The 24,822-nt window shown below is 64.3% G+C and carries 19 protein-coding genes and 1 tRNA gene; 10 read left to right on the top strand and 10 right to left on the bottom strand.

Features of this window, described 5'->3' with window-relative positions:
• Nucleotides 1–73: 73 nt before the first annotated feature.
• Complete coding sequence (locus FAZ97_RS09565) at nucleotides 74–2,875, bottom strand: LuxR C-terminal-related transcriptional regulator (RefSeq protein ID WP_158758230.1); 2,802 nt, start codon at nucleotides 2,873–2,875, stop codon at nucleotides 74–76.
• A gap of 174 nt (nucleotides 2,876–3,049) precedes the next feature.
• Nucleotides 3,050–3,646 carry a DUF2889 domain-containing protein gene (locus FAZ97_RS09560; protein WP_158758229.1) on the bottom strand — a complete coding sequence of 199 codons (597 nt, stop codon included), beginning with the start codon at nucleotides 3,644–3,646 and terminating at the stop codon, nucleotides 3,050–3,052.
• Between the two features lie 328 nt (nucleotides 3,647–3,974).
• Between FAZ97_RS09560 and FAZ97_RS09555 the strand changes: the two genes are divergently transcribed.
• Nucleotides 3,975–5,090, top strand: coding sequence for a porin (locus FAZ97_RS09555; RefSeq protein WP_158758228.1), 1,116 nt, complete (start codon nucleotides 3,975–3,977; stop codon nucleotides 5,088–5,090).
• An 84-nt stretch (nucleotides 5,091–5,174) separates the two neighbouring features.
• Nucleotides 5,175–5,537, top strand: a complete 363-nt coding sequence (locus FAZ97_RS09550) for a BON domain-containing protein (protein ID WP_158758227.1) — start codon at nucleotides 5,175–5,177, stop codon at nucleotides 5,535–5,537.
• Nucleotides 5,538–5,659: 122 nt separating this feature from the next.
• Here the strand turns inward: FAZ97_RS09550 and FAZ97_RS09545 are convergent, their stop codons facing one another.
• The 7 genes from FAZ97_RS09545 to FAZ97_RS09515 form a co-directional block, all read right to left on the bottom strand.
• Complete coding sequence (locus FAZ97_RS09545) at nucleotides 5,660–7,090, bottom strand: aldehyde dehydrogenase family protein (protein ID WP_158758226.1); 1,431 nt, start codon at nucleotides 7,088–7,090, stop codon at nucleotides 5,660–5,662.
• A 30-nt stretch (nucleotides 7,091–7,120) separates the two neighbouring features.
• Nucleotides 7,121–8,017: a TauD/TfdA dioxygenase family protein gene (locus FAZ97_RS09540; protein WP_233271562.1), complete on the bottom strand. Its 897-nt coding sequence runs from the start codon at nucleotides 8,015–8,017 to the stop codon at nucleotides 7,121–7,123.
• 114 nt (nucleotides 8,018–8,131) lie between these two features.
• The gene (locus tag FAZ97_RS09535) at nucleotides 8,132–9,442 is read right to left on the bottom strand and encodes an MFS transporter (RefSeq protein WP_158758224.1); all 1,311 of its coding nucleotides are present in this window, start codon (nucleotides 9,440–9,442) and stop codon (nucleotides 8,132–8,134) included.
• 384 nt (nucleotides 9,443–9,826) lie between these two features.
• A tRNA-Val gene (locus FAZ97_RS09530) sits at nucleotides 9,827–9,901 on the bottom strand.
• 49 nt (nucleotides 9,902–9,950) lie between these two features.
• On the bottom strand, nucleotides 9,951–10,697 hold the full coding sequence (gene dnaQ / locus FAZ97_RS09525) for a DNA polymerase III subunit epsilon (RefSeq protein WP_158758223.1): 747 nt from the start codon (nucleotides 10,695–10,697) through the stop codon (nucleotides 9,951–9,953).
• Nucleotides 10,698–10,766: 69 nt separating this feature from the next.
• Nucleotides 10,767–11,216, bottom strand: coding sequence for a ribonuclease HI (gene rnhA, locus FAZ97_RS09520; protein ID WP_158758222.1), 450 nt, complete (start codon nucleotides 11,214–11,216; stop codon nucleotides 10,767–10,769).
• The gene (locus tag FAZ97_RS09515) at nucleotides 11,213–12,088 is read right to left on the bottom strand and encodes a class I SAM-dependent methyltransferase (RefSeq protein ID WP_158758221.1); all 876 of its coding nucleotides are present in this window, start codon (nucleotides 12,086–12,088) and stop codon (nucleotides 11,213–11,215) included. Before FAZ97_RS09515 ends, rnhA begins: the two co-directional genes overlap by 4 nt.
• A 20-nt stretch (nucleotides 12,089–12,108) precedes the next feature.
• On the opposite strand from FAZ97_RS09515, the gene gloB reads away from it, so the two are divergent.
• The 6 genes from gloB (at nucleotide 12,109) to FAZ97_RS09485 (ending at nucleotide 21,086) form a co-directional block, all read left to right on the top strand.
• Nucleotides 12,109–12,945, top strand: coding sequence for a hydroxyacylglutathione hydrolase (gene gloB / locus FAZ97_RS09510; RefSeq protein ID WP_158758220.1), 837 nt, complete (start codon nucleotides 12,109–12,111; stop codon nucleotides 12,943–12,945).
• A 154-nt stretch (nucleotides 12,946–13,099) separates the two neighbouring features.
• A complete protein-coding gene (locus FAZ97_RS09505; RefSeq protein WP_158758219.1) occupies nucleotides 13,100–14,743 on the top strand; it encodes a transglycosylase SLT domain-containing protein in 1,644 nt (547 codons plus the stop codon).
• Nucleotides 14,744–15,303: 560 nt separating this feature from the next.
• Entirely contained in the window at nucleotides 15,304–16,440 is a 1,137-nt protein-coding gene (carA, locus tag FAZ97_RS09500) for a glutamine-hydrolyzing carbamoyl-phosphate synthase small subunit (RefSeq protein ID WP_158758218.1), read from the top strand.
• 147 nt (nucleotides 16,441–16,587) lie between these two features.
• Entirely contained in the window at nucleotides 16,588–19,842 is a 3,255-nt protein-coding gene (carB, locus tag FAZ97_RS09495; RefSeq protein ID WP_158758217.1) for a carbamoyl-phosphate synthase large subunit, read from the top strand.
• Between the two features lie 218 nt (nucleotides 19,843–20,060).
• The gene (gene greA / locus FAZ97_RS09490; protein WP_158758216.1) at nucleotides 20,061–20,537 is read left to right on the top strand and encodes a transcription elongation factor GreA; all 477 of its coding nucleotides are present in this window, start codon (nucleotides 20,061–20,063) and stop codon (nucleotides 20,535–20,537) included.
• An 87-nt stretch (nucleotides 20,538–20,624) separates the two neighbouring features.
• Nucleotides 20,625–21,086, top strand: coding sequence for a DUF4149 domain-containing protein (locus FAZ97_RS09485; RefSeq protein WP_158759117.1), 462 nt, complete (start codon nucleotides 20,625–20,627; stop codon nucleotides 21,084–21,086).
• A gap of 57 nt (nucleotides 21,087–21,143) precedes the next feature.
• On the opposite strand, the gene yhbY is transcribed toward FAZ97_RS09485, so the two are convergent.
• Entirely contained in the window at nucleotides 21,144–21,689 is a 546-nt protein-coding gene (yhbY, locus tag FAZ97_RS09480; protein WP_158758215.1) for a ribosome assembly RNA-binding protein YhbY, read from the bottom strand.
• Between the two features lie 272 nt (nucleotides 21,690–21,961).
• On the opposite strand from yhbY, the gene FAZ97_RS09475 reads away from it, so the two are divergent.
• Entirely contained in the window at nucleotides 21,962–22,624 is a 663-nt protein-coding gene (locus tag FAZ97_RS09475; protein ID WP_158758214.1) for an RlmE family RNA methyltransferase, read from the top strand.
• Nucleotides 22,625–22,817: 193 nt separating this feature from the next.
• Complete coding sequence (gene ftsH, locus FAZ97_RS09470; RefSeq protein WP_158758213.1) at nucleotides 22,818–24,704, top strand: ATP-dependent zinc metalloprotease FtsH; 1,887 nt, start codon at nucleotides 22,818–22,820, stop codon at nucleotides 24,702–24,704.
• The last annotated feature ends 118 nt before the right edge of the window (nucleotides 24,705–24,822 follow it).

Here is a 24,822-nt window from a genome sequence, read left to right as displayed (position 1 = left end):
TGAAAACAAGCATAGCGGGTGGTGCCGGCAGTCGTACCACCCGTACCGGGTGGCGCAGGGGCGGGGGCGCCCGTCAGGGATCGATGCCCAGATCGCGCACGCGCGCAACCGCCTCATCACGGCTCGATACACCCAACTTGCCGTAGATGTTCTTGAGATGCCACTTGACCGTTTCGGGCGAGATGCCGAGCGTGCGGGCGATCTTCTTGTTCGGCAGCGCCTGCGCTAGCAGACTCACGACCTTCGTCTCGCGCTCGCTGAGCGTTTCGGCCCCGTTTGGCGTTGCGTCGCGCTGGAGCGAAGCTCCATTCGTTGTACTGGCGAGCGCTACTGCCGATTCCTGCGCAGTGCGCAACCGGTCGACGTAAAACGCCAGCACGGGATCGGCGCCAGTGTCCGTACCGTGCGTTTGGCTCTCCATGCCATGCACAACTTGCTCCGCGAAGGCGACGATCCCGGCGTCCACGTCGAGCACGCTGCGCACGAGGCCGAGCCGGTTGGCAAGGCGCAAGCCCGTGAGCGCGGCTTCTCGGGCAGCTTCCAGACGAGCACGGCGGCGATCGACGAGCGCCGACTGCATGCGCAACTGCACGATGTGGTGCTGCCAGCCGCGCTCGCTGCAGTGCGAAATGAGGTTGGGCAGGCGCAAGGCTGCGCCCTCGAAGTCTTCGTGTGCGAGGCACCAGTCGACATGCGAGCGCTCCGCGAGCGCGTGGACGTCGTGCCATGCATTCGGCCGCGTGGGCCGCAGGCGTGCCGCGATCGTGTCGAGCCGCGCGAGATCGGCTTCAGCGTCTTCGAACTGGCCGCAATGCACATGCTGGCGTACCTGCGCGGCGAGGCTGTGCGCGAGGAGCCGCGGCAGGCCGTGCCGGGTTGCATACTCCTCGAGCCGTTCGAGATACGCGAATGCATCGAGCCGGTGGCCTTCTGCCCAATGCGCGGCAGAGAGCGCAGTGTGCACACGTAGTACGGAGTCCGGGATGGAGACGCGCTCGAGCACATCGACGCGATCTTCGAGCAGCCTTCTCGCGCCGGTGATGTCGTTGAACTCGTAGAGCGCCTCGCCGAGCAGCGCCGCAGCGAAGCACGCCGCCTCCGCCGTGCTGCTGCCGCGCTCGTCGGCCTCCGCGAGGACCTCGCGGCTGATGCGCTCGACCTGCAGAAACTGCCCTTCGAGCGCGTAACTGAAGCCGACCAGGCAGCGCCCGTTGAGGACGCCCGCGGACGTGCCCATCAACGGTGAGCCGGCGTGCAGCGGACGCGGGGTATCGCGTTGCGCGGCGCGTGCCTCCTCGTATTCGCCGCGCCGCATGTAGAGCCAGGAAAGCAGGTTGCTGCGTGCACCGATCGACTGGCTCGTGGCGTCGACCGGGGCGGCGAGAATGGCGGGCAGGATCGCCGTGGCACTGTCAGCGTCATCGCGTTGCACGTCGACGGCCGCGCGCAGCAGCAAGAGCCGGTACCGTGCCTGGATGTCCTCAGCGGGGATCGAGGCTTCGAGGCGCGCCATGCTCTCGGCGCAGGCTTCGAAGTCGCGCGCATACAGTTCGAGCTGCAGACGCCACAGGCGCAGGTCGATGCGCGCCTCGATCTCGGCGTGCGGCAGCAGGTGAATGAGCGAGACGAGCTTGCGCAGATCGCCGGACAACTGCAGATCGCGTGCCACCGACAGTACGAGTTCGGCAGCGGCGGCCGCCTCGCCGGCCTGCAGCGCGTGGCGCACGGCTTCTTCGGGAAGCCCGTGGTCGCGGAACCAGCACCAGGCCGCATGGTGTACCGCGTGCTGCAGGGCCTCGCTACGCGTGCGCATGCGATCGAGCAAAGTCTCGCGAAAGAGCGGATTGAGCCGGTACCACGTCTCGTTGCCGACGCGCTCCACCTGCGCGATGAAGAGGTTGTCCGCTTCGAGCCGTGCGAGCAGCGCGAGGACGTCCTCCGGCGGCTGCTCGTCGCCGACGAGGGCAACGCACAGCGAGGAGCACAGGCGCGCGCAAACCGAAGTGCGCACGAGCAGCTCGATCTCGGTTGCCGAAAGGCGGGAGAGCACCGCCCGTTCGAAGTAGTCCCCAAATGCGCTCGCGTCGTGAAGCTGCATGCTCGCGAGCGGCGCCACGACGTCCGTCGTGCGCCGTCGCTTCAGGTGCATGGAGAAGAGCTGCAGGCCAGCCACCCAGCCATCGGTCAGCTCGTGCATCTCGCGCGCATCCTGCTCGCTGACTTCGCCAATCTGCGCCCGTAGATATTGGGCGGATTCGGCAAAGGTGAAGCGCAGGTCGCGCATGTTGAGTTCCAGCACCAGATCCCGGTCGCGCAGGCGGCCGAGCGACACGGGAAAACTGCCGCGCGACACCAGGACGATATGCAGATTCGATGGCGCGTAGTCGATCAACCACTGGAACGCGCGATGACTGCGTGGATTGGTGACATGGTCGAGATCGTCGACGACGAGGGCGAGGTCGGTGGAGCGGCTGGCGATGGCGCGCACGAGCGCGATTACGGTGCGCTCGACGGCTTCGTCGTCGACGCCGCGGCCGCCGAGGATGGCCGCCTCGCGGCAAATGGCCGGGTCGACCTGAGCGAGGCTTGCGACGAGTCCGTCGATGAAGCTTGCGAGATCGTCGTCTTCCGGCGCGAGCGTAAGCCAGGCGAGATCGAAGCCTAGCGGCAGCAGCGCCTCGCGCCAGGCGAGCAGGGTTGTGGTCTTGCCGCAGCCGGCCGGCCCCTGGAGCACGATGCAACGCTTGCGCCGGGCCTCGATGAGCTGGCTGACCACACGCTCGCGCGCAACGACGCGCGTTTTGTTGCGCGGCGCCATCACTCGCGAGGGTGCGCCGGTGGCGGCGGATGGGGAGTCGGGCCGGCGTTGCGGCATGTTCGCGTGCGCCTTGAAGTCGTGGCGCCGCGACGACTGCGCACGCCCGATGACGAAACGAGTATCAGGCTATTGTAGCGCGCGCGATTGCGCGGGCACGCGAGCGCGGGTGCCACGCGTGCCGTTCGGCTTTGCGGTAGCGCAATGAGTGCCGGCTCGGGGCGATGCAGGCCGCTAGACATCGGCGCGCACTCGCGCGCGAGCGGCAGGCTCGCCCGCGCGCTCACGCAGCGCCTGCACGACTTCGCCTTCCGCCCGCCATGCGTGGCATGCGTCGAGCATGGGCAAAAGTGGCTTCCCCTCGCCGCGGGCGACTGCTGCGAGGCTGGTGTGCGCACCCTCCTGCAGCCCCATGATCGTCTGGAACGCCGTGGTGGCCATCGGGCCAAGCAACTCGGTGAGGTGCGTGCAGCCCAACGTGCCGCCCAGGCGCGCCTTGACTTCCTTCATGAAGCCGTTGCCGATCGCAATGCCGGCCAGCTTTGCGTAGGCTGCGTTGATCTGCGAACACCAGGGCGTGGGCGCGCTGTCCGTGTGCGCGCGCGCCGCGCGGATCACGAGACTTGCGTCGATCGTGATCGTGAACCGCATGTCGTGGATCGGGGCGCCGCGCGGCACGTCCTTGAACAACAGCGTCGAATCGTGTCCCTTCGCGTCCGTCATGTGGGCCTCGATGTCGTACAGACCGTCGTCACGCAAGTAGCCGTTGCAGACGATCCGACGTGTGTGCGCCAACTTTCGCGATGCGCTTGCGCTGAGATTTTGAGACATGCGATGCCGCTCCAGAATGCGCCACTGCAACGCCAGGCGCGATATCGCGATCGTGAATCGGTTGGGGCGCAGTGTCACCACCCCGCGCGGGTGGTTGGCACGGATCGCTCGCACGGGATGCGCAGCCAGGCGCGAGTTTCGTGAGCCTGCTTCGAGGCGAGCCGCGCATGGACGCTTGCGCCGGTTCGGGTATTCCCGTCCCCACTCCGTTCGGGTAGTTGCCCCCTCCATCGACCCTGCAACACTGCGCCGCATGTGCTTCGCTGTGCCAAACGGATGACCCATTCGCCGCGCTGTCGCAGGCGGCAATCATAAAGAGGAGACATGCATGCGTTCTATCAGCAAGGGTATTTGCGGCGCAACGCTGGCCGTGGTGGCCGGCAGCGCCGCAGCGCAGTCGAGCGTGACGTTGTATGGCGTGGCTGATGTGTTCATCCAGTATCTGCACAATGGCGGAGCGAATTCGTATTCCGAACGAAGCGGGGGGAACACGGGTTCGATGTTCGGCCTGAAGGGAAATGAGGATCTCGGCAACGGGTTGAAGGCGGTGTTCGATATGGAAGCCGGCTACAACATCAACAACGGCGGTCTTTTCGCGGATACCAGCGCGCTTTTCTACCGCCAGGCGTGGGTTGGCCTTACGCACGACAACTATGGATCGCTGACATTCGGGCGCCAGTATCAGCCGACCTTCTGGGTCGTCTATCCGACTGATCCGTTCCGCGGCAACGAAGTGCTCTCGCCGCTCTCGGCCGCGGTGCTCGCTGTCGATCGCAATACGCTCGCTAGCCAGTACGCAACGGGTCGCACGAGCAACTCCGTGCTCTACAAGTCGCCCAATCTCGCGGGGGTCCAGCTCTACGCGATGTACGGCTTCTCTGCCACCGTCACACAGCCCGTGCCGGAGACCTCGGGCAACATGCTCGACCTCGGTCTCACCTATTCGGGCTACGGACTCTACGCCGGCATCGCCTATCAGTATCAGCATCCCGGCACGGCGACGATCGCGGGGCTGCCCGGTCCGCTCAACCTGCTCGGCACGGAACACTACACGGGCGTGATCAGTTATCGCATCGGCATCGTCAATCTGCAATTCAACTATGCGTACAACAAGCCGCACGACGCGCCGGCTCATTCGCTCGCGGCGTTGCTCGGTGCGGGCAAATCGTCGAGTGTCATGGAGTTCGGTGCGACGGTTCAGGCGACATCGGCCGATACATTCGAGATTGCGGGGATCGAGCGCAATGTTCGTGGCGCGCATGACAACACGCCGGGCGTGCAGATCGGCGTGGATCACAGCCTCTCGAAGCGCACAGCGCTCTATATGCGCGCGGGTTACCTGAAGAACAACGGCACGGCAACGATGAGCTGGCCGGGCGTTTCGGTAACGAGCACGGACACGAAGCAGGTGCTCGCCGTGATCGGCATGACGCATCGCTTCTGACCGGGCAATGCCGCGCCGCGCTGCCGTCACCGGCGCGTACGGTGCGGCGCGGCCGCTACTCACAATCCATAAGGAGGGAACACGATGAATGTCATTCGCTACGGCCGGTTGCTTGCCGTGACCACGCTTTTCGCCGCTTCGTTGCAGGCGCACGCGCAGGGCGGCGGGGCGTCGTCTTCGACGCCCGCTGCCGTCGCTGCGTCCGTCGGCGCGGCGCCGGCTTCGACGAAAGCCGCCGACCGCGCGCTGCGCCGGCGTGTGCTGAATGCGCTCGCGAAAGCGAAGGGACTGCGCGCGAGCGGTATCACCGTGCGTGCGGTCAATGGCGCCGTGACGCTTGAGGGATGGGTGCCGGAGCAGGCGCAGATCGAGCAGGCGACACGCGTTGCCCAGAACGTGGCCGGTGTGACATCGGTGAGCAACACATTGACGCTTTCGACTTTCTAGCGTGTCGATAAGCCGTGTGAGGGGAGAGCGGGACCGGAAGCCGGTCCCGCTTTCTTTTGGTAGACGGCGCGCAGCGAGCGACGCTTGCGCCGAATTCGCGAAGCGCAGCGTTTGCCGGTGTCTTACATCGTCACCGACTTGCACTCGAGGAATTCGGCCAGCCCCTCTGCGCCATACTCGCGGCCGTTCCCCGACGTCTTGTAACCGCCGAACGGCACTGTTACGTCGAGCATTGCGCCATTGATGCGCACCGAGCCCACGCGCAGACGCGCCGCCACCTTGCGCGCTCGTTGCGGATCGCTCGTCGCGATGTAGCCCGCAAGCCCGTAGACGCTGTCGTTCGCAATACGGATCGCGTCCTCTTCGTCGTCGTAGGGGATCACCGCCAGCACCGGGCCGAAGATTTCCTCGCGTGCGATCGTCATGCCGTTGTGCACGCCGGCGAAGATCGTCGGTTGTGCGTAGAAGCCGCGCGCGAGCCCAGGCGGGCGGCCGAGGCCTCCCGCCGCCACGCGTGCGCCTTCCGCAATGCCGGCTTCGATCATGCGCTGCACCGTGTCGTACTGTGCGCGGTTCGAGATCGGGCCCATGCGCGTTGCCGGCTCTGCCGGATCGCCGACCGTTATCGCGTTCGCCGCTGCCGCCGCGATCGAGACCGCTTCGTCGTAACGCGTACGAGGGACCAGCATGCGTGTCGGGGCAATACAGGTTTGCCCGGAATTCGCCATGCACTGCGCGACACCGCTTGCCACGGCGGACTGCAGATCGGCGTCGTCGAGAATCAGCAGGGCAGACTTGCCGCCCAGTTCCTGCGCGACCCGCTTGACGGTGGGCGCCGCGCTGATCGCCACCTCGACGCCCGCGCGGGTCGAACCCGTGATGGAAACCATGTCCACGTCCGGGTGCGACGCAAGCCTCGCGCCAACAGTGCGGCCTTCGCCGAACACCATGTTGAATACGCCACGCGGCGTACCGGCTTCGTGCATGATCTCGGCGACGATAATCGCATCGAGCGGCGCGATTTCCGAGGGCTTGAGCACGACGGTGCAGCCCGCGGCAAGCGCGGGTGCGACCTTGGCCGTGATCTGGTTCAGTGGCCAGTTCCAGGGCGTGATGAGCGCGGCGACGCCGATCGCCTCGCGGCGCACGTAGCTCTTGCCGTGTGTCGTTTCGAACGGAAAGTCGCGCAGGGTGTCGATGGCCGCGCGCAACTGGGCGAGGCCGATCGGCGCTTGCAGCGCACTGCACAGCGAGATCGGCGCGCCGATTTCCTGGCGCACGGCATCGGCGATCTCGGGCAAGCGGCGCTGGTAGATCGTCGCGATGTGCTCGAGCAGCGCGATACGCGTCTCGCGGCTGGTTTCGGACCACGCTGGAAAGGCTGCGCGCGCTGCAGCGATGGCGTTATCGGCGTCTTGCGCATTGCCCATCGCCAGCGTGCCGATCCGTTCTTCGGTGGCAGGATCGACGATGTCGAATGAGGCGGCGCCCGCACCGTGCTGCGCAGGCTCGACCCATTGTCCGTCGATATAGAAGCGGTTGAGTGTTTTCATAGGGCGTCTCCTGATCGCTGGACCGTCGGCTCAAAACGGCCGATCGCCAATCACGGTCGCGCGCATCATATGGCGCACCGCCGGGTAGTAGTCCTGAATGGCGTAGTGCTGGCACGACCGGTTGTCCCAGAAGGCAATCGTGTTCGGACGCCACTTGAGCCGCACTTGATATTCGGGCACCTGTGCCTGACGAAACAGAAGCTGCAGCAGTTCCATTTCGGCGAGCTTGAAATCGAAGCCCACGCGGTACTGATCGACGGTCTTGTGGCCGTAGTTGGCCAGATGGGTGGTGAATGCCTCGTTGACGTAAAGGATCTTCTCGCCCGTTTCGGGATGCGTGCGCACGACCGGGTGGGTGGCGGGCGGGAACTTCTTTTTCACTTCCGTATGCTGGTCTTCGGGAATCGCGATGCCAAACAGCGGCAGAAAATCGTGCACGGCTGTGAGATCGGCAATACGTGTCTTGATGTCGTCGGGCAGGCCTTCGTAGGCCGCGGCCATGTTGATCCACATCGTGTCGCCGCCGACTTCGGGACAGTGCACACAGCGCAGCATCGATCCCATCGACGGAATCTCGCGCCACGATACGTCGGAGTGGTAGAGATTCTCGCGCCCGCGTTTCGAGTCGTTGCGCCCGAGAATGACCAGCTCGGGGTGGTCCGGATGATGCGGAAACGTTGGGTGGACTTCCAGTTCGCCGAAGCGACGGGCAACGGCTACGTGCTGCGCGGGCGTGATGTCCTGGTCCCGGAAAAACAGGACCTTGTACTTGAGGAGCGCGCGGCGCAAGGCGAGGCAGGTCGTATCGTCGAACGGCTCGCGCAGGTCGATGTCGCCGATTTCCGCGCCAATGGCAGGGGTATGACGAGTGAGCGTGAAAGGCCAGTTTTCGGCGTTCCGGGGATGGGTTTCTACTTCGTTAGGCATACTAATTGTTGATTGCATGTCACTCTCCGATATCAATATGTATTTGTGGTTGTGATGCTGGTCGTATTGACGGCTCACGCGCTCCGCCTGGCGCGAAACGCGTGGTGTGTTCGCTCAGGCGGTGAGCGGCGTGGCGGCTTCGCCAAGCGTGCGCATCGAGCGTTCGGGGTGCAGCCAGCGCAGTGCCACGACTGCCGCGAGGATCAGCAGCACGGCCGTTACCGCAATGGCGATTTCATAAGCGTGCGCGCCAGTCGCTGAGTAAGACTGGACGAGCCGGCCGACGATGGCCGGCCCGATCGCCGCGCCGAGGCTCGCGACCGCAGTGTTGATCGCAATGACCGAGCCGCGCTGGGCAAGCGGCACCATCTCGGCGAGCATGGCGGGGGCGAGCGTCAGGCAGAACGTGGGCAGCGCGGCCGCCACGGCATAGCAGAACACTTTCTGCATCGGCGTGAGATCGATTGCTGCCAGGGCGAGGAAGAGCAGTCCGCCCGCGATCATGACGACGCTCGTAAGCCGTGCGCGAGCCTCGCGAGTGGTCGCGCCGTGCTGGAGCATGCGCTGGGAGAGGGCGCTCAGCCCGATGTTGACAGGCGCAGCGAGTGCGATGACCAGCGCGAAGAGGCGTCCCGATGCGATACCGCCGAAGCCGAGTCCCTTTTCGAGGTAAGTGGGCAGCCACGTGATGGTCTGGCCGAGCAACCAGTAGGCGACGAAGCCGAGCAGGAAGATGGAGAGCACGGAAGCGTCGGTGAGGATCTTCCGGTAGGGCAAGCGGGCGGCGTCGCCGGCGTCTGAAGTGAGAGCCGCGGATCCGGACGGCGTACGGCGTACGGTGTCCAGGTTCCCTTCGCGGCCAAAGGCCAGCCACAGGACGCACCAGAGCGTGCCGATTGCGGCGAGCACGAGGAAGTTCGTGCGCCAACCCCAGCGCTGGGTGATCGCGGGAATCGCAAGGCCAGCCAGCACCATGCCGACAACTGCGCCCTGATTGATGACCGCCACGGGCACACTGCGTCTTTGGTCCGGAAACCATTTGAAGAGCGAGTGGACCGAGGTTGGAAACGATGGGCCCTCCGCCGCGCCGAGAATCACGCGGCAGAGCAGTAGCGCGAGCGTGCTCGTGGTGAAGGCCTGCGGAAGTTGCAGAACCGACCAGCTTGCGCCCATGGCGAGCAGGATCCAGCGGGTCGGGACGCGATTCGAGAGAAAGCCGACGAGAACCGTCGACGTCGAGAAGAGCCAGAAGAAACTGCCGGCGACGAAACCGAATTGCGCAGGCGAGAGATGCATGTCGGCCATGAGCGGCACCGCGACCATGCCGAGAACGATCTTGTCGAGAAAGTTGATCATGGCGAGCCCGGTGAGCAGGGCCGTGACGGTCCAGGCGGACTTCGGCTGCCAGGAAGGTGATGTGGACATGGGCGATCTCGTTGTGTCGGCTGGCGCCGGGATGTTGCGGGCAACGCAAGGGCGTGGACTGCTTCGCGCCGGGTTCGGAGCGGTGGAATCAGTACGGGGAAGCCGTGAATTCGAGATTGAAGAGGGGGGCGGCGACGCGCGGTGCGTTCATGATGTCTCCTTGTCCGTGCGCGGCATCGTCGAGCGCGCTTCGGTAGTGCCTGTATCTGGCGTTACCTTAGGAGTGTGGCAACCCGGGGCAACCCCCCCAAGCGGGTAGGGCAGGGTAATCCTCGGGGTGGCGGCGCGATATCGCATGCTTCTTTCGCGCAAAGCAAAGGCCTCGTTGCTTTCGCAACGAGGCCTTTATTCTTCGGTGTTTGTCGTTACCAACACCAGGAATTCTGGTGGGTAGTACTGGGATCGAACCAGTGACCCCTGCCGTGTGAAGGCAGTGCTCTACCGCTGAGCTAACCACCCGAAGAGATTGAGATTATGCAGGGCGTTTCCGATCTTGTAAAGCCCTTTTTTAAGCATTTTGCGCATCGGCCGTATTTGCTTCGACTGGGGCGGGTTCGGTGCGCCATACGGACGTTCCCTTGACCGCCTTGTCGAGGTCATTGAGCACGGCGTTGTGCGCACCGAGCTCTTCGTCGCTCGCCATGATCACTGGCAGATCGATCGACTCGAGCTGCACGCGCGGCGCGGCGGCCGCGCCAGGCGCGGCGTGCTCGCCCAGCATGTCGATGACGAGGCTTTCCTGGCCGCGCGTCATCGCGAGATAGACCTCGGCGAGCAGTTCCGAGTCGAGCAGTGCGCCGTGCAGCGTGCGGTGTGCATTGCTGATGCCGAAGCGATCGCACAGCGCATCGAGCGAGTTGCGCTTGCCCGGGAAGATCTGCTTGGCCTGCACGAGCGTGTCGATCACCTCGCCGCAATGGTCCTTGAACCCCGGCTTGCCGAGCAGCGCGAGCTCGGCGTCGAGAAAGCCGATGTCGAATGGCGCGTTGTGGATGATGATGTCCGCGTCGCGAACGAAGTCGAGGATCTCGTCCGCGACTTCGGCAAACTTCGGCTTGTCGGAGAGAAACTCGGTCGTGAGGCCGTGCACGGCGAGTGCGCCCGGGTCGCTGTCACGCTCCGGGTTCACGTAGAAGTGCAGGTTGTTGCCGGTGAGCCGGCGGTTCACCAGCTCGACGCAGCCGATTTCGATGATGCGGTCGCCCGTGCGGGCGTTCAGGCCGGTGGTTTCGGTATCGAGAATGATCTGGCGCATGTCTTGTAAAGCGTGAAAGCGTGGGGCGGCCGCAAAGTGGCTGAAAAAAGCGGTCGCAAAAAAACGGCCTCAGAGTTCGGCGAGCGTGGCGACGCCGCGGTTCGCGAGCGCGTCGGCGCGCTCGTTCTCCGGATGGCCGGCGTGGCCCTTCACCCAGCGCCACTCCACCTCGTGCTGGGCGACGAGCGCGTCGAGGCGTTTCCAGAGGTCGTCGTTCTTGACCGGCGTTTTGGCAGCCGTCATCCAGTTCTTCTTCTTCCAGCCGTGAATCCACTCGCTGATGCCTTTTTGCACGTACTGCGAGTCGGTGTGCACGATCACCTTGCAGGGGCGCTTGAGCGCTTCGAGCGCGGCAATCACGCCCATCAGCTCCATGCGGTTGTTGGTCGTGCCGGCCTCGCCGCCGAACAGTTCCTTTTCCTGCGTGCCGAACCGCAGCAGCGCGCCCCAGCCGCCGGGGCCGGGGTTGCCCTTGCAGGCGCCGTCCGTGAAGATTTCGACGAAGTCGGGTGTGCTCATGAGTCCTTGTTGCGTGTTGGGGAAGGGGTGGTCGCCGCAGGCTTGAGGCTCGCGGCCAGCACCGGCTTCTTGACCTTGCGTGGCCCGACGAGGCGCATGCCGCGCACGCGCTTGATCGCCGTCACCATATAGATAGCGCCGAAAATCGCCCACCAGCGGTCGCCCGCGGCTTCCATGAAGCTGTAGCGGCCGAGCCACTGATCAGTAGCGAGCGGCGGACGATAGCAGCCGAAGCGCCCGCGTTCAAGCTCGAAGCCAAGCAGCTTGATCCAGTCTTTCAGGCGCGTGAAGGCGATCAGGTCCTGGCGCGCGGGCAGGAACGGATGGCCGGTCAGCTTGCCGACCGACTGGCGCGCGCCCCACAGCGAAAGCGAGTTGAAACCGACGATCAGCAATTGCCCTTCGGGCATCAGCACACGTTCGGCTTCGCGCAGCAGGCGGTGCGGGTCGCTCGTGAATTCGAGCGTGTGCGGCATCACAATGAGGTCGACGCTCTGCGCCTCGAACGGCAGGTCGAGATAGTCGCACCAGACGGTGCTGCGCTCCGCGGGCGCGTGCAGCAGCGGGCTGCGGTCCTGCGTTGCGCTGTCCGCGCCGGGCGTCGTCTGCCCGCCGTTCGGGGGCAGATGGGCCGACGCACCGGGTACGGAGTAGGGGGCGCTGGCGGCACTGGCGGCGTCGAGCACGAGGCCGCGGCACGACATGCGGTTCTCGCGCAGGGCGTCGAGCTGCGGCAGGCCGAGCTGCAGCGCATGGTAGCCGAATATGTTCGATACCACGCGGTCGAGCTGCTCCTGTTCCCAGCCGAGCACATACCTGCCAGCGGGGGAGGCGGTCCAGGCGGGCCAGTCTATAATCAATCGGTCAGACATGTCGAAGAATACGTCGCCCCATGAAGAGTCCGCTTGAGTACGCGCGTGCGAGCGATGCGTGCGCCTACGAGTACGTACCGGTTCCGGCTTTTGAAGACAATTACATCTGGGTCGTTTCGGACGGCCAGAATGCCGTTGCCGTCGATCCGGGCGACGCCGCTCCGGTTCGCGCGTACCTCGCGAAGCGCGGCTGGCGGCTCGCCGCTATTTTACTCACCCATCACCACAACGACCACGTCGGTGGTGTGGCGGACCTGCTCGCCGACGCCCGCGTGCCGGTCTACGGTCCCGCCGGCGAGGCGCTTGGCCCGCTCGACCCATTCGTCACGCGCGTGAAGGGCGGCGACGCCGTCCATCTGGATGCCCCCGCGCTCGACTTGACGGTGATCGACGTGCCGGGCCACACGCGCGGCCACATCGCCTATTTCCAGGCGGCGGATGCCGCCGGCACACCGCACGTGTTCTGCGGCGACACGCTCTTTGCCTGCGGCTGCGGCCGCCTCTTCGAGGGCACGCCCGCGCAGATGCTCGACTCGCTCGACGCGCTCGCGGCGCTGCCCGGCAACACCCACGTGCACTGCGCACACGAATACACGTTGTCGAACATTCGCTTCGCGCTCGCCTGCGATCCCGAAAACGGCGATTTGCGCGAGTGGAGCCGCGAGGCGGCGGCCCTGCGCGAGCGCGGCGTGCCGACGCTCCCGACGACGATCGCGCACGAGCGCGCCGTCAATCCGTTCCTGCGCGCAGGCAATGCGGCGGTGCAAGCCGCGCTCGCCGAGGCGCTGCATGAATCGGTGCCGGACCGGCTGGCCGCTTTCGCGATGATGCGTGAATGGAAGAATCGGTTCCGCTGACCCACCGGGGTCAGGGGGCATGCTCAACCCAATCGTATGGAATCACGCCCAAGCTGCGGATTTCATGGATTTTTTTCCAATAATTCCGATTGACGGAAATCGACGCGTTCCGTACTATCGGCTGCAAATTCCAGCCATGCGGATGTAGATTTTCATGCGATTCATAATCAGTGCGCTGCTGGTCCTCATGCTCGCCGCCTGTGCGAGTGGGGGACCGTCTGCGAGTTCTCTAGCACCAGCCAACGCCCAGGCCAACGCCGACCTCATTCGTAAGACCTCAGCAGCGAAGGAAACCATTAACGTCGATCAAGGTTCCGTCGATCAGCTCACGAGCCCCGACGCCGACCTCTGGGGGCGCATCCGCCGCGGCTTCCAGATGCCCGACCTGCAGAGTGACCTCGTCGACATGAACGCCAACTGGTACGCCCAGCGGCCCGACTATGTCGCGCGCATGACCGAGCGTTCGCAGAAGTACCTCTATCACATCGTCGAAGAGCTTGAGGCGCGTCATATGCCCACCGAGCTCGCGCTGCTGCCGTTCATCGAATCGGCGTATAACCCGCAGGCGCTGTCGGTCGCGAAAGCTGCCGGCATGTGGCAATTCGTGCCGGGCACGGGCCGCACCTATAACCTCAAGCAGAACATGTGGCAGGACGAGCGCCGCGACGTGCTGGCCTCGACCAGCGCCGCGCTCGACTATCTCTCGCGCCTGCACGACATGTTCGGCGACTGGTATCTCGCGCTTGCTGCCTACAACTGGGGCGAGGGGAACGTGCAGCGCGCCATCGCGCGCAACGAGGCGGCGGGCTTGCCAACCGACTATCAAAGCCTGCGCATGCCCAGCGAAACACGTAACTACGTGCCGAAGCTGCAGGCGGTCAAGAACATCGTGATGAACCCGCAGCAGTACGGGCTCACGCTGCCGTCCATTCCGAACCACCCGTATTTCGTCACGGTCACGACCTCGCACGACATCGACGTGGACGTCGCCGCCAAGCTCGCGAACATGACGACCGACGAGTTCCGCTCGCTCAATCCGTCGTTCAAGAAGCCCGTGATCCTCGGCGCGACCGACCCGCAGATCCTGCTGCCGTTCGACAACGCGAGCGCATTCGAGCGCAACCTGAAGGCCTACTCCGGCCAGCTTTCCTCCTGGACCGTCTACACGACTGACGCGCGCACCACGCCGGCGGCGATCGCGCAGAAGATCGGTGTTGATGCCGATACGCTGATGTCGGTGAACAAGATTCCGGCGGGCATGCGCCTGAAGGCGGGCTCGACGCTCGTGGTGCCGCGCACCGACGACGGCGACGACGAGGACATCAGCGCCGACGTGGCCGAAAGCGCCGTGCTGGCGATGGAGCCCGATGTGCCCGACACGCGCAAGATGCTGATCCGCGTGCGCCGCAAGCAGTCGATGGAAGCGGTGGCGAGCCGCTATGGCGTGTCGCTCGGTCAGTTGAAGGCGTGGAACAAGACTCACCGCGACTATGTCGCGCCGGGCCAGGTGCTGGTGCTGCACGTGCCGGTCAACAAGGCCATGCCGAGCGAACCGGGGCCGGAGCGTCTGGCAACGAACGTTTCTGGCGGTGCCGTGCAGCGAATTGGCACCCGCGTTGCAGACACCGGGTCGAAGTCGCGATACGATAAGAAGCACGGTCGCGCGCGCACCGAGGTCGTCAAGGTTTCCGAACCCGTCAAGGCCAAAACGGTCAGCGCTGCGCCCAGCAAGGCGTCGAAGGGTGCGGCGAGCCGCCCGAAGGCCGAAACCCACGCGCAGAAGCACCAGACAAAATAGCGGCTGGCGAAGGGTGCTCAAACATGCGTTGCGGGGGCAGCGCATGGTATTTCGCTCCGATCACTTTTCCGTTTTTGTTGTGTTTGACGCCGTCACCCCGCCAGGTGGCGGCGTTTTCATTCGTGGGTGCCAAAAACAGGAGCGGCGCTTGCCGCCGTGCCCCCGCCCGCTATAGTGATAAGGGCCGCGCACTGGGCCGCGAGCACGCTCCCCGTCGCCGGCGTCATCCTGGAATTTGAAGGAAAGGTGACTTTCGCGCTATAATTTCAAGGTTTGAGCTTATCAACCCGCACCCTAGCGCCTACCTCTTCCCATCCGTTCATCCGCCGCCCGCGCTTCATCGTCAACTGGCCGGCTGCCGCCCGATCCTGCGTCACAAACGCGCGCTCGTGGCCCGGCGCCACAACGGTCGACCGCACGATGAGGTCGCGTAGCGAGTGAGCCGCGCGCGCATCCCGAACCTCACGGAAAAGGATGCCGACGCCGCAGCCGCTCTCAGGTCGCAAGATCGCAACGTCGGATAACAGGTCGGCACAGGGTGCTCCCCCAAGGAGTCTCCCGTGTTGCCGTCATTCTCTCCCGCTCTGCTCGCGCTCGCCGACGGCACGGTCTTTCGTGGTTACTCGATCGGCGCGCCGGGTCATACGATCGGTGAAGTCGTGTTCAACACGGCCATCACCGGTTATCAGGAAATCCTGACCGACCCGAGCTACGCTCGCCAGATCGTCACCCTCACGTATCCGCATATCGGCAACGTCGGCGTCAACGCCGAAGACGTCGAAGCCACGAAAGTCCATGCCGCCGGTCTGATCATCCGCGACCTCCCTGTGCTCGCCTCGAACTTCCGCATGGAGCGCACGCTCGGCCAGTATCTGAAGGACGAAGGCGTGGTCGCCATCGCCGGCATCGATACGCGCAAGCTCACGCGTATCCTGCGCGACAAGGGCGCGCAGAACGGCGCGATCCTCGCCGGTTCCGACGACGAAGCGAAGGCCATCGAACTCGCGCGCTCGTTCCCGGGCCTCGCGGGCATGGACCTCGCCAAGGTCGTTTCGACGGACAAGTCGTACACGTGGAACACCACGGAATGGCGTCTGGGCGAAGGCTACCGCACGCAGTCGGCGCCGAAGTACAAGGTCGTCGCGTTCGACTACGGCGTGAAGCAGAATATCCTGCGCATGCTGGCCGAGCGCGGCTGCGACGTCACCGTGCTGCCGGCGCAATCGACGGCTGAAGACGCGCTCGCGCTGAACCCGGACGGCGTGTTCCTCTCGAACGGCCCAGGCGACCCGGAACCGTGCGACTACGCGATCAAGGCAACGCAAGCCTTCATCGAGCGCGGCATCCCGACGTTCGGCATCTGCCTCGGTCACCAAATCATGGGGCTCGCCGTCGGCGCGAAGACCCTGAAGATGAAGACTGGCCACCACGGCGCGAATCATCCGGTCAAGGATCTGGCCGACGGCCGCGTCGTCATCACGTCGCAGAACCACGGCTTCGCGGTGGACGCCGCCACGCTGCCCGCGAACGCGCGCGTCACGCACGTGTCGCTGTTCGACGGCACGCTGCAAGGTTTCGAGCTGACCGACAAGCCCGCGTTCTGCTTCCAGGGTCACCCGGAAGCGTCGCCCGGCCCGCAGGACATCGGCTATCTGTTCGACCGCTTCACGGCGCTGATGGACAAGGCGAAGGCGTAAGCGTCGCGCTGAAGCCGAAGCGAAAGAGCAGAGCAGGGTGTGCAGCGAGCCGGTTTGAAGAACGGCCCACGCGCGCGCCCGGCGGCAAGCAAAGCAGGCAGCGAGCCGCCAGACGGAAAAGACACAGGAATATTTAGCGAGAGCGTTATGCCCAAGCGGACAGACATCAAGAGCATTCTCATCATCGGCGCGGGTCCGATCATCATCGGCCAGGCGTGCGAGTTCGACTATTCGGGCGCGCAGGCATGCAAGGCGCTGCGTGAAGAAGGCTACAAGGTCATCCTCGTCAACAGCAATCCGGCGACGATCATGACCGACCCGAACACGGCCGACGTCACCTACATCGAGCCGATCACGTGGGAAGTGGTGGAGCGCATCATCGAGAAGGAGCGCCCCGACGCGATCCTGCCGACGATGGGCGGCCAGACCGCGCTGAACTGCGCGCTCGACCTGCACCACCACGGCGTGCTGAAGAAGTACAACGTCGAACTGATCGGCGCGTCGCCGGAAGCGATCGACAAGGCCGAAGACCGCCAGAAGTTCAAGGACGCGATGACCAAGATCGGTCTCGGTTCGGCGAAGTCGGGCGTCGCGCACTCGATGGAAGAGGCGATCAAGGTGCAAGGCGAGATCGCCGAAGCCACCGGCACGGGCGGCTACCCGGTCGTGATCCGTCCTTCGTTCACGCTCGGCGGTTCGGGCGGCGGCATCGCGTACAACCGCGAAGAGTTCGAAGAGATCTGCAAGCGCGGTCTCGATCTGTCGCCCACGCGCGAACTGCTGATCGAAGAATCGCTGCTCGGCTGGAAGGAATACGAGATGGAAGTGGTCCGCGACAAGGCGGATAACTGCATCATCGTCTGCTCGATCGAAAACCTCGACCCGATGGGCATTCACACCGGCGACTCGATCACGGTCGCGCCGGCGCAAACGCTCACCGACAAGGAATACCAGATCCTGCGCGACGCTTCGCTCGCGGTGCTGCGCGAAATCGGCGTGGATACGGGCGGCTCGAACGTCCAGTTCTCGATCGACCCGAAGACGGGCCGCATGATCGTGATCGAAATGAACCCGCGCGTGTCGCGTTCGTCGGCGCTCGCGTCGAAGGCTACGGGCTTCCCGATCGCCAAGGTTGCAGCGAAGCTGGCCGTCGGCTACACGCTCGACGAGCTGAAGAACGAAATCACGGGCGGCGCGACGCCGGCATCGTTCGAGCCGACCATCGACTACGTCGTCACGAAGATTCCGCGTTTCGCGTTCGAGAAGTTCCGCGAAGCCGATCCGCGCCTCACCACGCAGATGAAGTCGGTGGGCGAAGTGATGGCGATTGGCCGTACCTTCCAGGAGTCGTTCCAGAAGGCGCTGCGCGGTCTCGAAGTCGGCGTAGACGGTCTGGACGAAAAGACCACGAGCCGCGACGAGATCATCCGCGAGATCGGTGAAGCCGGTCCGGACCGCATCTGGTACGTGGGCGACGCGTTCCGCGTGGGCATGACGCGCGAAGAGATCTTCGAAGAAACCGCGATCGACCCGTGGTTCCTCGCGCAGATCGAAGAAATCATCAAGAAGGAAGCAGCCGTCCGTGGCCGCACGCTCGAGAGCCTTTCGAAGGACGAGCTGCGTTACCTCAAGCAAAGCGGTTTTTCGGATCGACGCCTGGCGAAGCTGCTCGGCGCGAATGCTGCCGACGTGCGCAAGCGTCGTATCGAATTGAACGTGCGCCCGGTCTACAAGCGTGTGGACACCTGCGCGGCCGAGTTCGCCACGAAGACCGCCTATATGTACTCGACCTATGAGGACGAGTGCGAAGCGAACCCGACGAACAACAAGAAGATCATGGTGCTGGGCGGTGGCCCGAACCGGATCGGTCAGGGTATCGAGTTCGACTACTGCTGCGTGCACGCCGCGCTCGCCATGCGCGAAGACGGCTACGAAACGATCATGGTCAACTGCAACCCGGAAACGGTTTCGACCGACTACGACACGTCCGACCGTCTGTACTTCGAGTCGCTCACGCTCGAAGACGTGCTCGAAATCGTGGACCTGGAAAAGCCGGTTGGCGTGATCGTGCAGTACGGCGGCCAGACGCCGCTGAAGCTCGCGCTCGACCTCGAAGCCAACGGCGTGCCCATCGTCGGCACGTCGCCGGACATGATCGACGCGGCCGAAGACCGCGAACGCTTCCAGAAGCTGCTGCAGGACCTTGGCCTGCGCCAGCCGCCGAACCGCACCGCACGCGCCGAAGACGAAGCGCTCAAGCTCGCCGACGAAATCGGCTACCCGCTCGTCGTGCGTCCGTCGTACGTGCTGGGCGGCCGCGCCATGGAAATCGTCCACGAGCCGCGCGACCTCGAACGCTACATGCGCGAGGCCGTGAAGGTGTCGAACGATTCGCCGGTGCTGCTCGACCGCTTCCTGAACGATGCGATCGAATGCGACGTGGACTGCATCTCCGATGGCGCCGACGTGTTCATCGGCGGCGTGATGGAGCACATCGAACAGGCGGGCGTCCACTCGGGCGACTCGGCCTGCTCGCTGCCGCCGTACTCGCTGTCGCAGGAGACGGTCACGGAACTCAAGCGTCAAACGGCCGCGATGGCCAAGGCGCTGAACGTGGTCGGCCTGATGAACGTGCAGTTCGCGATCCAGCAAGTGCCGCAGGACGATGGTTCGAAGAAGGACATCATCTACGTGCTGGAAGTGAATCCGCGTGCTTCGCGTACCGTGCCGTACGTGTCGAAGGCCACCAGCCTGCCGCTCGCGAAAATCGCGGCGCGCGCGATGGTCGGCCAGACGCTGGCGCAGCAGGGCGTGACGAAGGAAGTCGTGCCGCCGTACTTCAGCGTGAAGGAAGCGGTGTTCCCGTTCATCAAGTTCCCGACCGTCGACCCGGTGCTCGGGCCGGAAATGCGCTCCACGGGCGAAGTGATGGGCGTGGGCAAGACGTTCGGCGAAGCGCTCTTCAAGTCGCAACTCGCGGCTGGTTCGCGTCTGCCGGAGTCGGGCACCGTCTTCATCACGGTGATGGATTCGGACAAGCCGAAGGCGGTCGAAGTCGCTCGCATGCTGCACGAACTCGGCTATTCGATCGTGGCGACGCGCGGTACCGCGGCAGCGATCGAAGCGGCCGGCGTGCCGGTGAAGGTCGTGAACAAGGTGAAGGACGGCCGTCCGCACATCGTCGACATGATCAAGAACGGCGAGATTTCGCTCGTCTTCACGACGGTGGATGAAACCCGCTCGGCGATCGCCGATTCGCGTTCGATCCGCATGAGCGCGCAGGCCAACAAGGTCACCTACTACACGACGATGTCGGGCGCCCGCGCGGCCGTCGAGGGTCTGCGCTACCTGAAGAACCTGGAAGTCTATGATTTACAAGGCCTCCATGCTCGCCTAAACTAAGGCTTCAATTGTCTGTCTAACGCTCAACGAGGCAGGCTAAAAAAGCTGAATGTGCCGCGGTTAAGCGGCGTCCCAACAGGGTTTTCAGGCTGCGCCAGACCGCGCAGCCGCCCTCGCGGGATGCACTTAACCGCGGAATTTTTTTATGGCCGCAACGCGCGCGACAAGCGTGCGTGGCGCGGCCTTCTTTAGGCCCTCGTGGGCCGTACGAGTTGTTTATGAGCACGATTCCCTTGACCAAGCGCGGCGCAGACCAACTTCGCGGAGAGTTGCAGCGCCTGAAATCCGTCGAGCGTCCGGCGGTCATCAACGCGATCTCCGAAGCGCGCGCCCAGGGCGACCTGTCGGAAAACGCCGAATACGACGCGGCGAAGGAAAAGCAGGGCTTCATCGAAGGCCGCATCGCCGAAATCGAATCGAAGCTGTCGGCCGCGCAGATCATCGACCCGTCCACCCTCGAAGCGGACGGCCGCATCGTGTTCGGCTCGACCGTGGATCTCGAAGACCTCGATTCGGGCAAGACGGTGACCTACCAGATCGTCGGCGACGACGAAGCTGACCTCGAGCACGGCCTGATCTCGGTCAGCTCGCCCATCGCGCGCGCGCTGATCGGCAAGTCCGAAGGCGACGTCGCCGAAGTGCAGGCCCCGAGCGGCGTGCGCGAGTACGAGGTCATCGAGGTTCGCTACGTCTAAGGGCCCATCGACGTGAGTACCGCAAGTCAGGCAGGCTATGCCGCTCCCGTTTCGCTCGTTCCGCACCGGATCTTCGGGCTGTTGACCATGTTGTGGGTCGGCAGCCAGCTGACCATCGGCTATGCGGTCGCGCCAGTATTGTTCGCGTCGCTCGAAAGGGTGGTAGCCGGCGAGCTTGCCGCGCAGCTCTTTCGCCTGGAAGGCCTGATTGGCGTGGTGTGTGGCGTGCTGCTGCTTGGGCTGTCGAACGTGCTCGCGCGCCGCGGCGCGCTGGGCTATCGGCGCTTGCGCTGGATTCTGGCGGCCATGCTGCTGTGCGTGCTGATCGGCTATTTCGCGTTGCAGCCGTTCATGAACGCGTTGCGCGTGCAGGCCATGAGCGCCGGCATGGATGTGGCCAGTTCGCCGTATGCGAGCCGCTTCGGCTTGCTGCACGGTGTGTCGAGCCTGTTCTATCTGGTGCAGAGCCTGCTCGGTGCGTGGCTCGTCTGGCTGCTGCCTTCGGCGCGTGGCGCGCTGCCGCGGCGTCCTGGCGACACCGCGCAGTAAGCGAACGTACCCGCCGCTGGCGCAAACAAAAAAGCGCGGCTCGAAGGCCGCGCTTTTTTACTTCGAACCCTGGTGGGCCCGCTTGGAGCTGGTTTGGCGCTTCTTGGCTCGCTTGATGTTGCCGCCTTGCGTGACGCGTTCGTTACCCTTGACCGTCACTTTTTGCGACTTCGGCTTGCGCATGGGGTTGTCGCTGGCCTTGACGACCTTCACGACGCGCGGAGCCGCGCCACGCTTGCCCGCTTCGCGAGCGCTCGGGACGTCGGCCGAGGGGCGCGACACGGTGCCGCGGGCGCCGGCGCGCGCGGTGGTGGACTTCGCCTTGGCTTCCTCGGGCTTGTAGATGACGAGCAGCTTGCCGATGTGCTGGACGGGGGCGGCGCTCAGTCGGTCGCAGATCTCTTCGTAGATCGCGAGACGCTCTTCGCGCTCGTCGCCGAACACGCGCACTTTAATGAGCTGGTGCGCGTCAAGGTGGACCTTGATTTCCTTGATGACGGCGTCGGTCAGTCCCTCGGCGCCGATGAGCACGACCGGTTTGAGCGCGTGAGCCTGGGAGCGCAGTTCGGAGCGCTGTTCGGCGGAAAGAGTGAGGGCGGGCATGGGATGTGGCAGACTCGACTAAAATGACGGCGCCGCGCGTATCGCCAGGCATGAATTGACAACCTGGCAGACGTGGATGCGGTCCGCGAATAGCGGGCCGCCAGCGGGCAAAGCGCGTCGGAACAACGGAAAACCGTGGGGAACGGCAGGGCGCGGGCAAAAAACGCCGGCGGAGCAAAGAACATCCGGCCAGGCGGGCCGCGACGGCCGCACGAATAAAACGCGTATTATCCGCTAAAAGCGCGGAATCACGCAGCAAGAGTTCATCTTTAATGGCAAAAAATCGCTTCAACCAGTCGTGGCTGCACGACCATATCAACGACCCGTACGTGAAAATGGCGCAGCGGGAGGGCTATCGCGCTCGCGCCGCGTACAAGCTCAAGGAAATCGACGAGCAGGACAAGCTGATCCGCCCCGGCATGGTGATCGTGGACCTCGGCGCCGCGCCGGGCAGCTGGAGCCAGTACGCGCGCAACAAGCTCGCGCAAGGCACGAAGCGCGACGACCAGCGACAGGGCGGTATCGACGGCACGATCATTGCGCTCGACCTCCTGCCGATGGAACCCATCTCCGACGTGCAGTTCCTCCAGGGTGACTTCCGCGAAGACGACGTGCTCGCGCAACTGGAAGAATTGGTGAGTGGGCGCCCGGTCGATCTTGTAATTTCGGACATGGCGCCCAATCTCTCGGGGGTCGCGTCTGCCGACGCGGCGCGTATCGAGCACGTGTGCGATCTCGCGCTCGAGTTTTCGCAGAATCATCTGAAACCCGATGGTGCCCTTTTAGTCAAATGTTTTCACGGCAGCGGTTATAGCCAGATCGTCGAGAAGTTCAAGCAGCAGTTTAAGGTCGTGGCGGCGCGCAAACCGAAGGCTTCGCGCGATAAATCGTCCGAAACGTTTATATTGGGTAAACATCTGAAGCACCCCGGTTAAACGGGGTACGATTGCCGTACAAAAAGGCGCGAACTGGCCGCACTATGGGTGCAAGAGGCGGGCAGGACAAGGCGCTCGGGCTATTCCTGCGGTAGCGAAACGTTATGGCAGGGGTCGGTGTACTGGATTAGAATGCTTTGGTGGTGTCGCAAGGCAAATGTAGGCGCCCATCTATGAGTGAAGGAGTGGTGCTTTGAACAACAACATGTTTTCGAAGGCAGCAGTGTGGCTGGTAATAGCACTGGTGCTGTTTACGGTGTTCAAGCAGTTCGACAAGCCCCGTGTCCAGGAAGGCGTTTCGTACTCGCAGTTCATGGACGACGCGAAGGCCGGCAAGGTCAAGAGTGTCGTGGTGCAGGGGCGGAACCTCACGGTCACTCCGGCTGACGGCCAGAAATACCAGATCGTCTCTCCGGGCGACATCTGGATGGTCGGCGACCTGATGAAATACGGCGTGCAGGTGAGCGGCAAGGCCGACGAAGAGCCGAATGCGCTCGTTTCGGCGTTGTATTACCTTGGACCGACGATACTGATCATTGTGTTCTGGTTCTACATGATGAGGCAGATGCAGGGGGGCGGCAAAGGCGGGGCGTTCTCCTTTGGTAAATCGCGCGCCCGCCTGATCGACGAGAACAACAACGCGGTCAACTTCTCCGACGTCGCGGGTTGCGACGAAGCTAAGGAAGAAGTGTCGGAACTCGTCGACTTCCTGCGCGATCCGCAAAAATTCCAGAAGCTGGGTGGGCGTATCCCGCGCGGCGTGCTGCTCGTCGGCCCTCCGGGTACGGGTAAGACGCTGCTTGCGCGCGCCATTGCCGGCGAAGCGAAGGTGCCGTTCTTCAGCATCTCGGGTTCGGACTTCGTGGAAATGTTCGTCGGCGTGGGCGCGGCCCGCGTGCGCGACATGTTCGAGCAGGCCAAGAAGCACGCGCCGTGTATCGTGTTCATCGACGAAATCGACGCGGTCGGCCGCCATCGTGGCGCCGGCATGGGCGGCGGCAACGACGAGCGCGAGCAAACGCTGAACCAGATGCTGGTCGAGATGGACGGCTTCGAGGCGAACTCGGGCGTCATCGTGATCGCGGCAACCAACCGCTCGGACGTGCTCGACAAGGCGCTGCTGCGTCCGGGCCGTTTCGACCGCCAGGTGTATGTTGGCCTGCCGGACATTCGTGGCCGCGAGCAGATCATGAAGGTGCATCTGCGCAAGGTGCCGATCGCCAACGACGTGGATGCAGCGGTGATCGCGCGTGGCACGCCGGGCTTTTCGGGTGCCGACCTCGCGAACCTCGTGAACGAAGCTGCACTCTTCGCGGCGCGCCGCGGCAAGCGCATCGTCGAAATGCAGGACTTCGAAGACGCGAAGGACAAGATCTTCATGGGTCCGGAGCGCAAGTCGGCCGTGATCCGCGAAGAAGCGAAGCGCGCTACGGCGTACCACGAGTCGGGCCACGCGGTCATCGCGAAGCTGCTGCCGAAGGCGGACCCGGTGCACAAGGTCACGATCATTCCGCGCGGCCGTGCGCTGGGCGTGACGTGGCAGTTGCCCGAGCACGACAACGAAACGTATTCGAAGGACTATCTGCTGGATCGTCTGGCCATCCTGTTCGGCGGCCGCGTGGCGGAAGAGCTGTTCATGAACTTGATCAGCACGGGCGCCTCGGACGACTTCAACAAGGCGACGCAAACGGCACGCGCCATGGTCACGCGCTTCGGCATGACCGACGCGATGGGACCGATGGTCTATGCCGACGACGACAACGACGGCGGCCCGTTTGGCAAGGGCTTCACGCGCGCGATCTCGGAAGCGACGCAGCAGAAGGTCGACGCGGAAATCCGCCGCGTGCTCGACGAGCAGTACAGCCTCGCGAAGCGCCTGCTCGACGAGAACCGCGACAAGGTCGAAGCCATGACCGCGGCACTCATGGAGTGGGAAACGATCGACGCCGACCAGATCAACGACATCATGGCCGGCCGTCCGCCGCGTTCGCCGAAGAGCTCGCCGTCGCCGGGCGACGCATCCTCGGGCGGCAGCACGGGCACCGAGGTCAAACCCGGTAGCGCCACTGCACCGGCGTGATCCTTATCGAGTAAAGTTGCGGGCCGGTGTGATGTTCACATCGGCCCGTTTTGCATTTCTGGCGCGCCTGCGTGTTGATGGGCCGCCGCATCTCGTTACACATCTGACGTTTCTTGAC

The organism is Paraburkholderia acidiphila (genome assembly GCF_009789655.1).
Lineage (GTDB): Bacteria > Pseudomonadota > Gammaproteobacteria > Burkholderiales > Burkholderiaceae > Paraburkholderia > Paraburkholderia acidiphila.
This window is presented reverse-complemented; position numbering and strand designations above follow the sequence as displayed.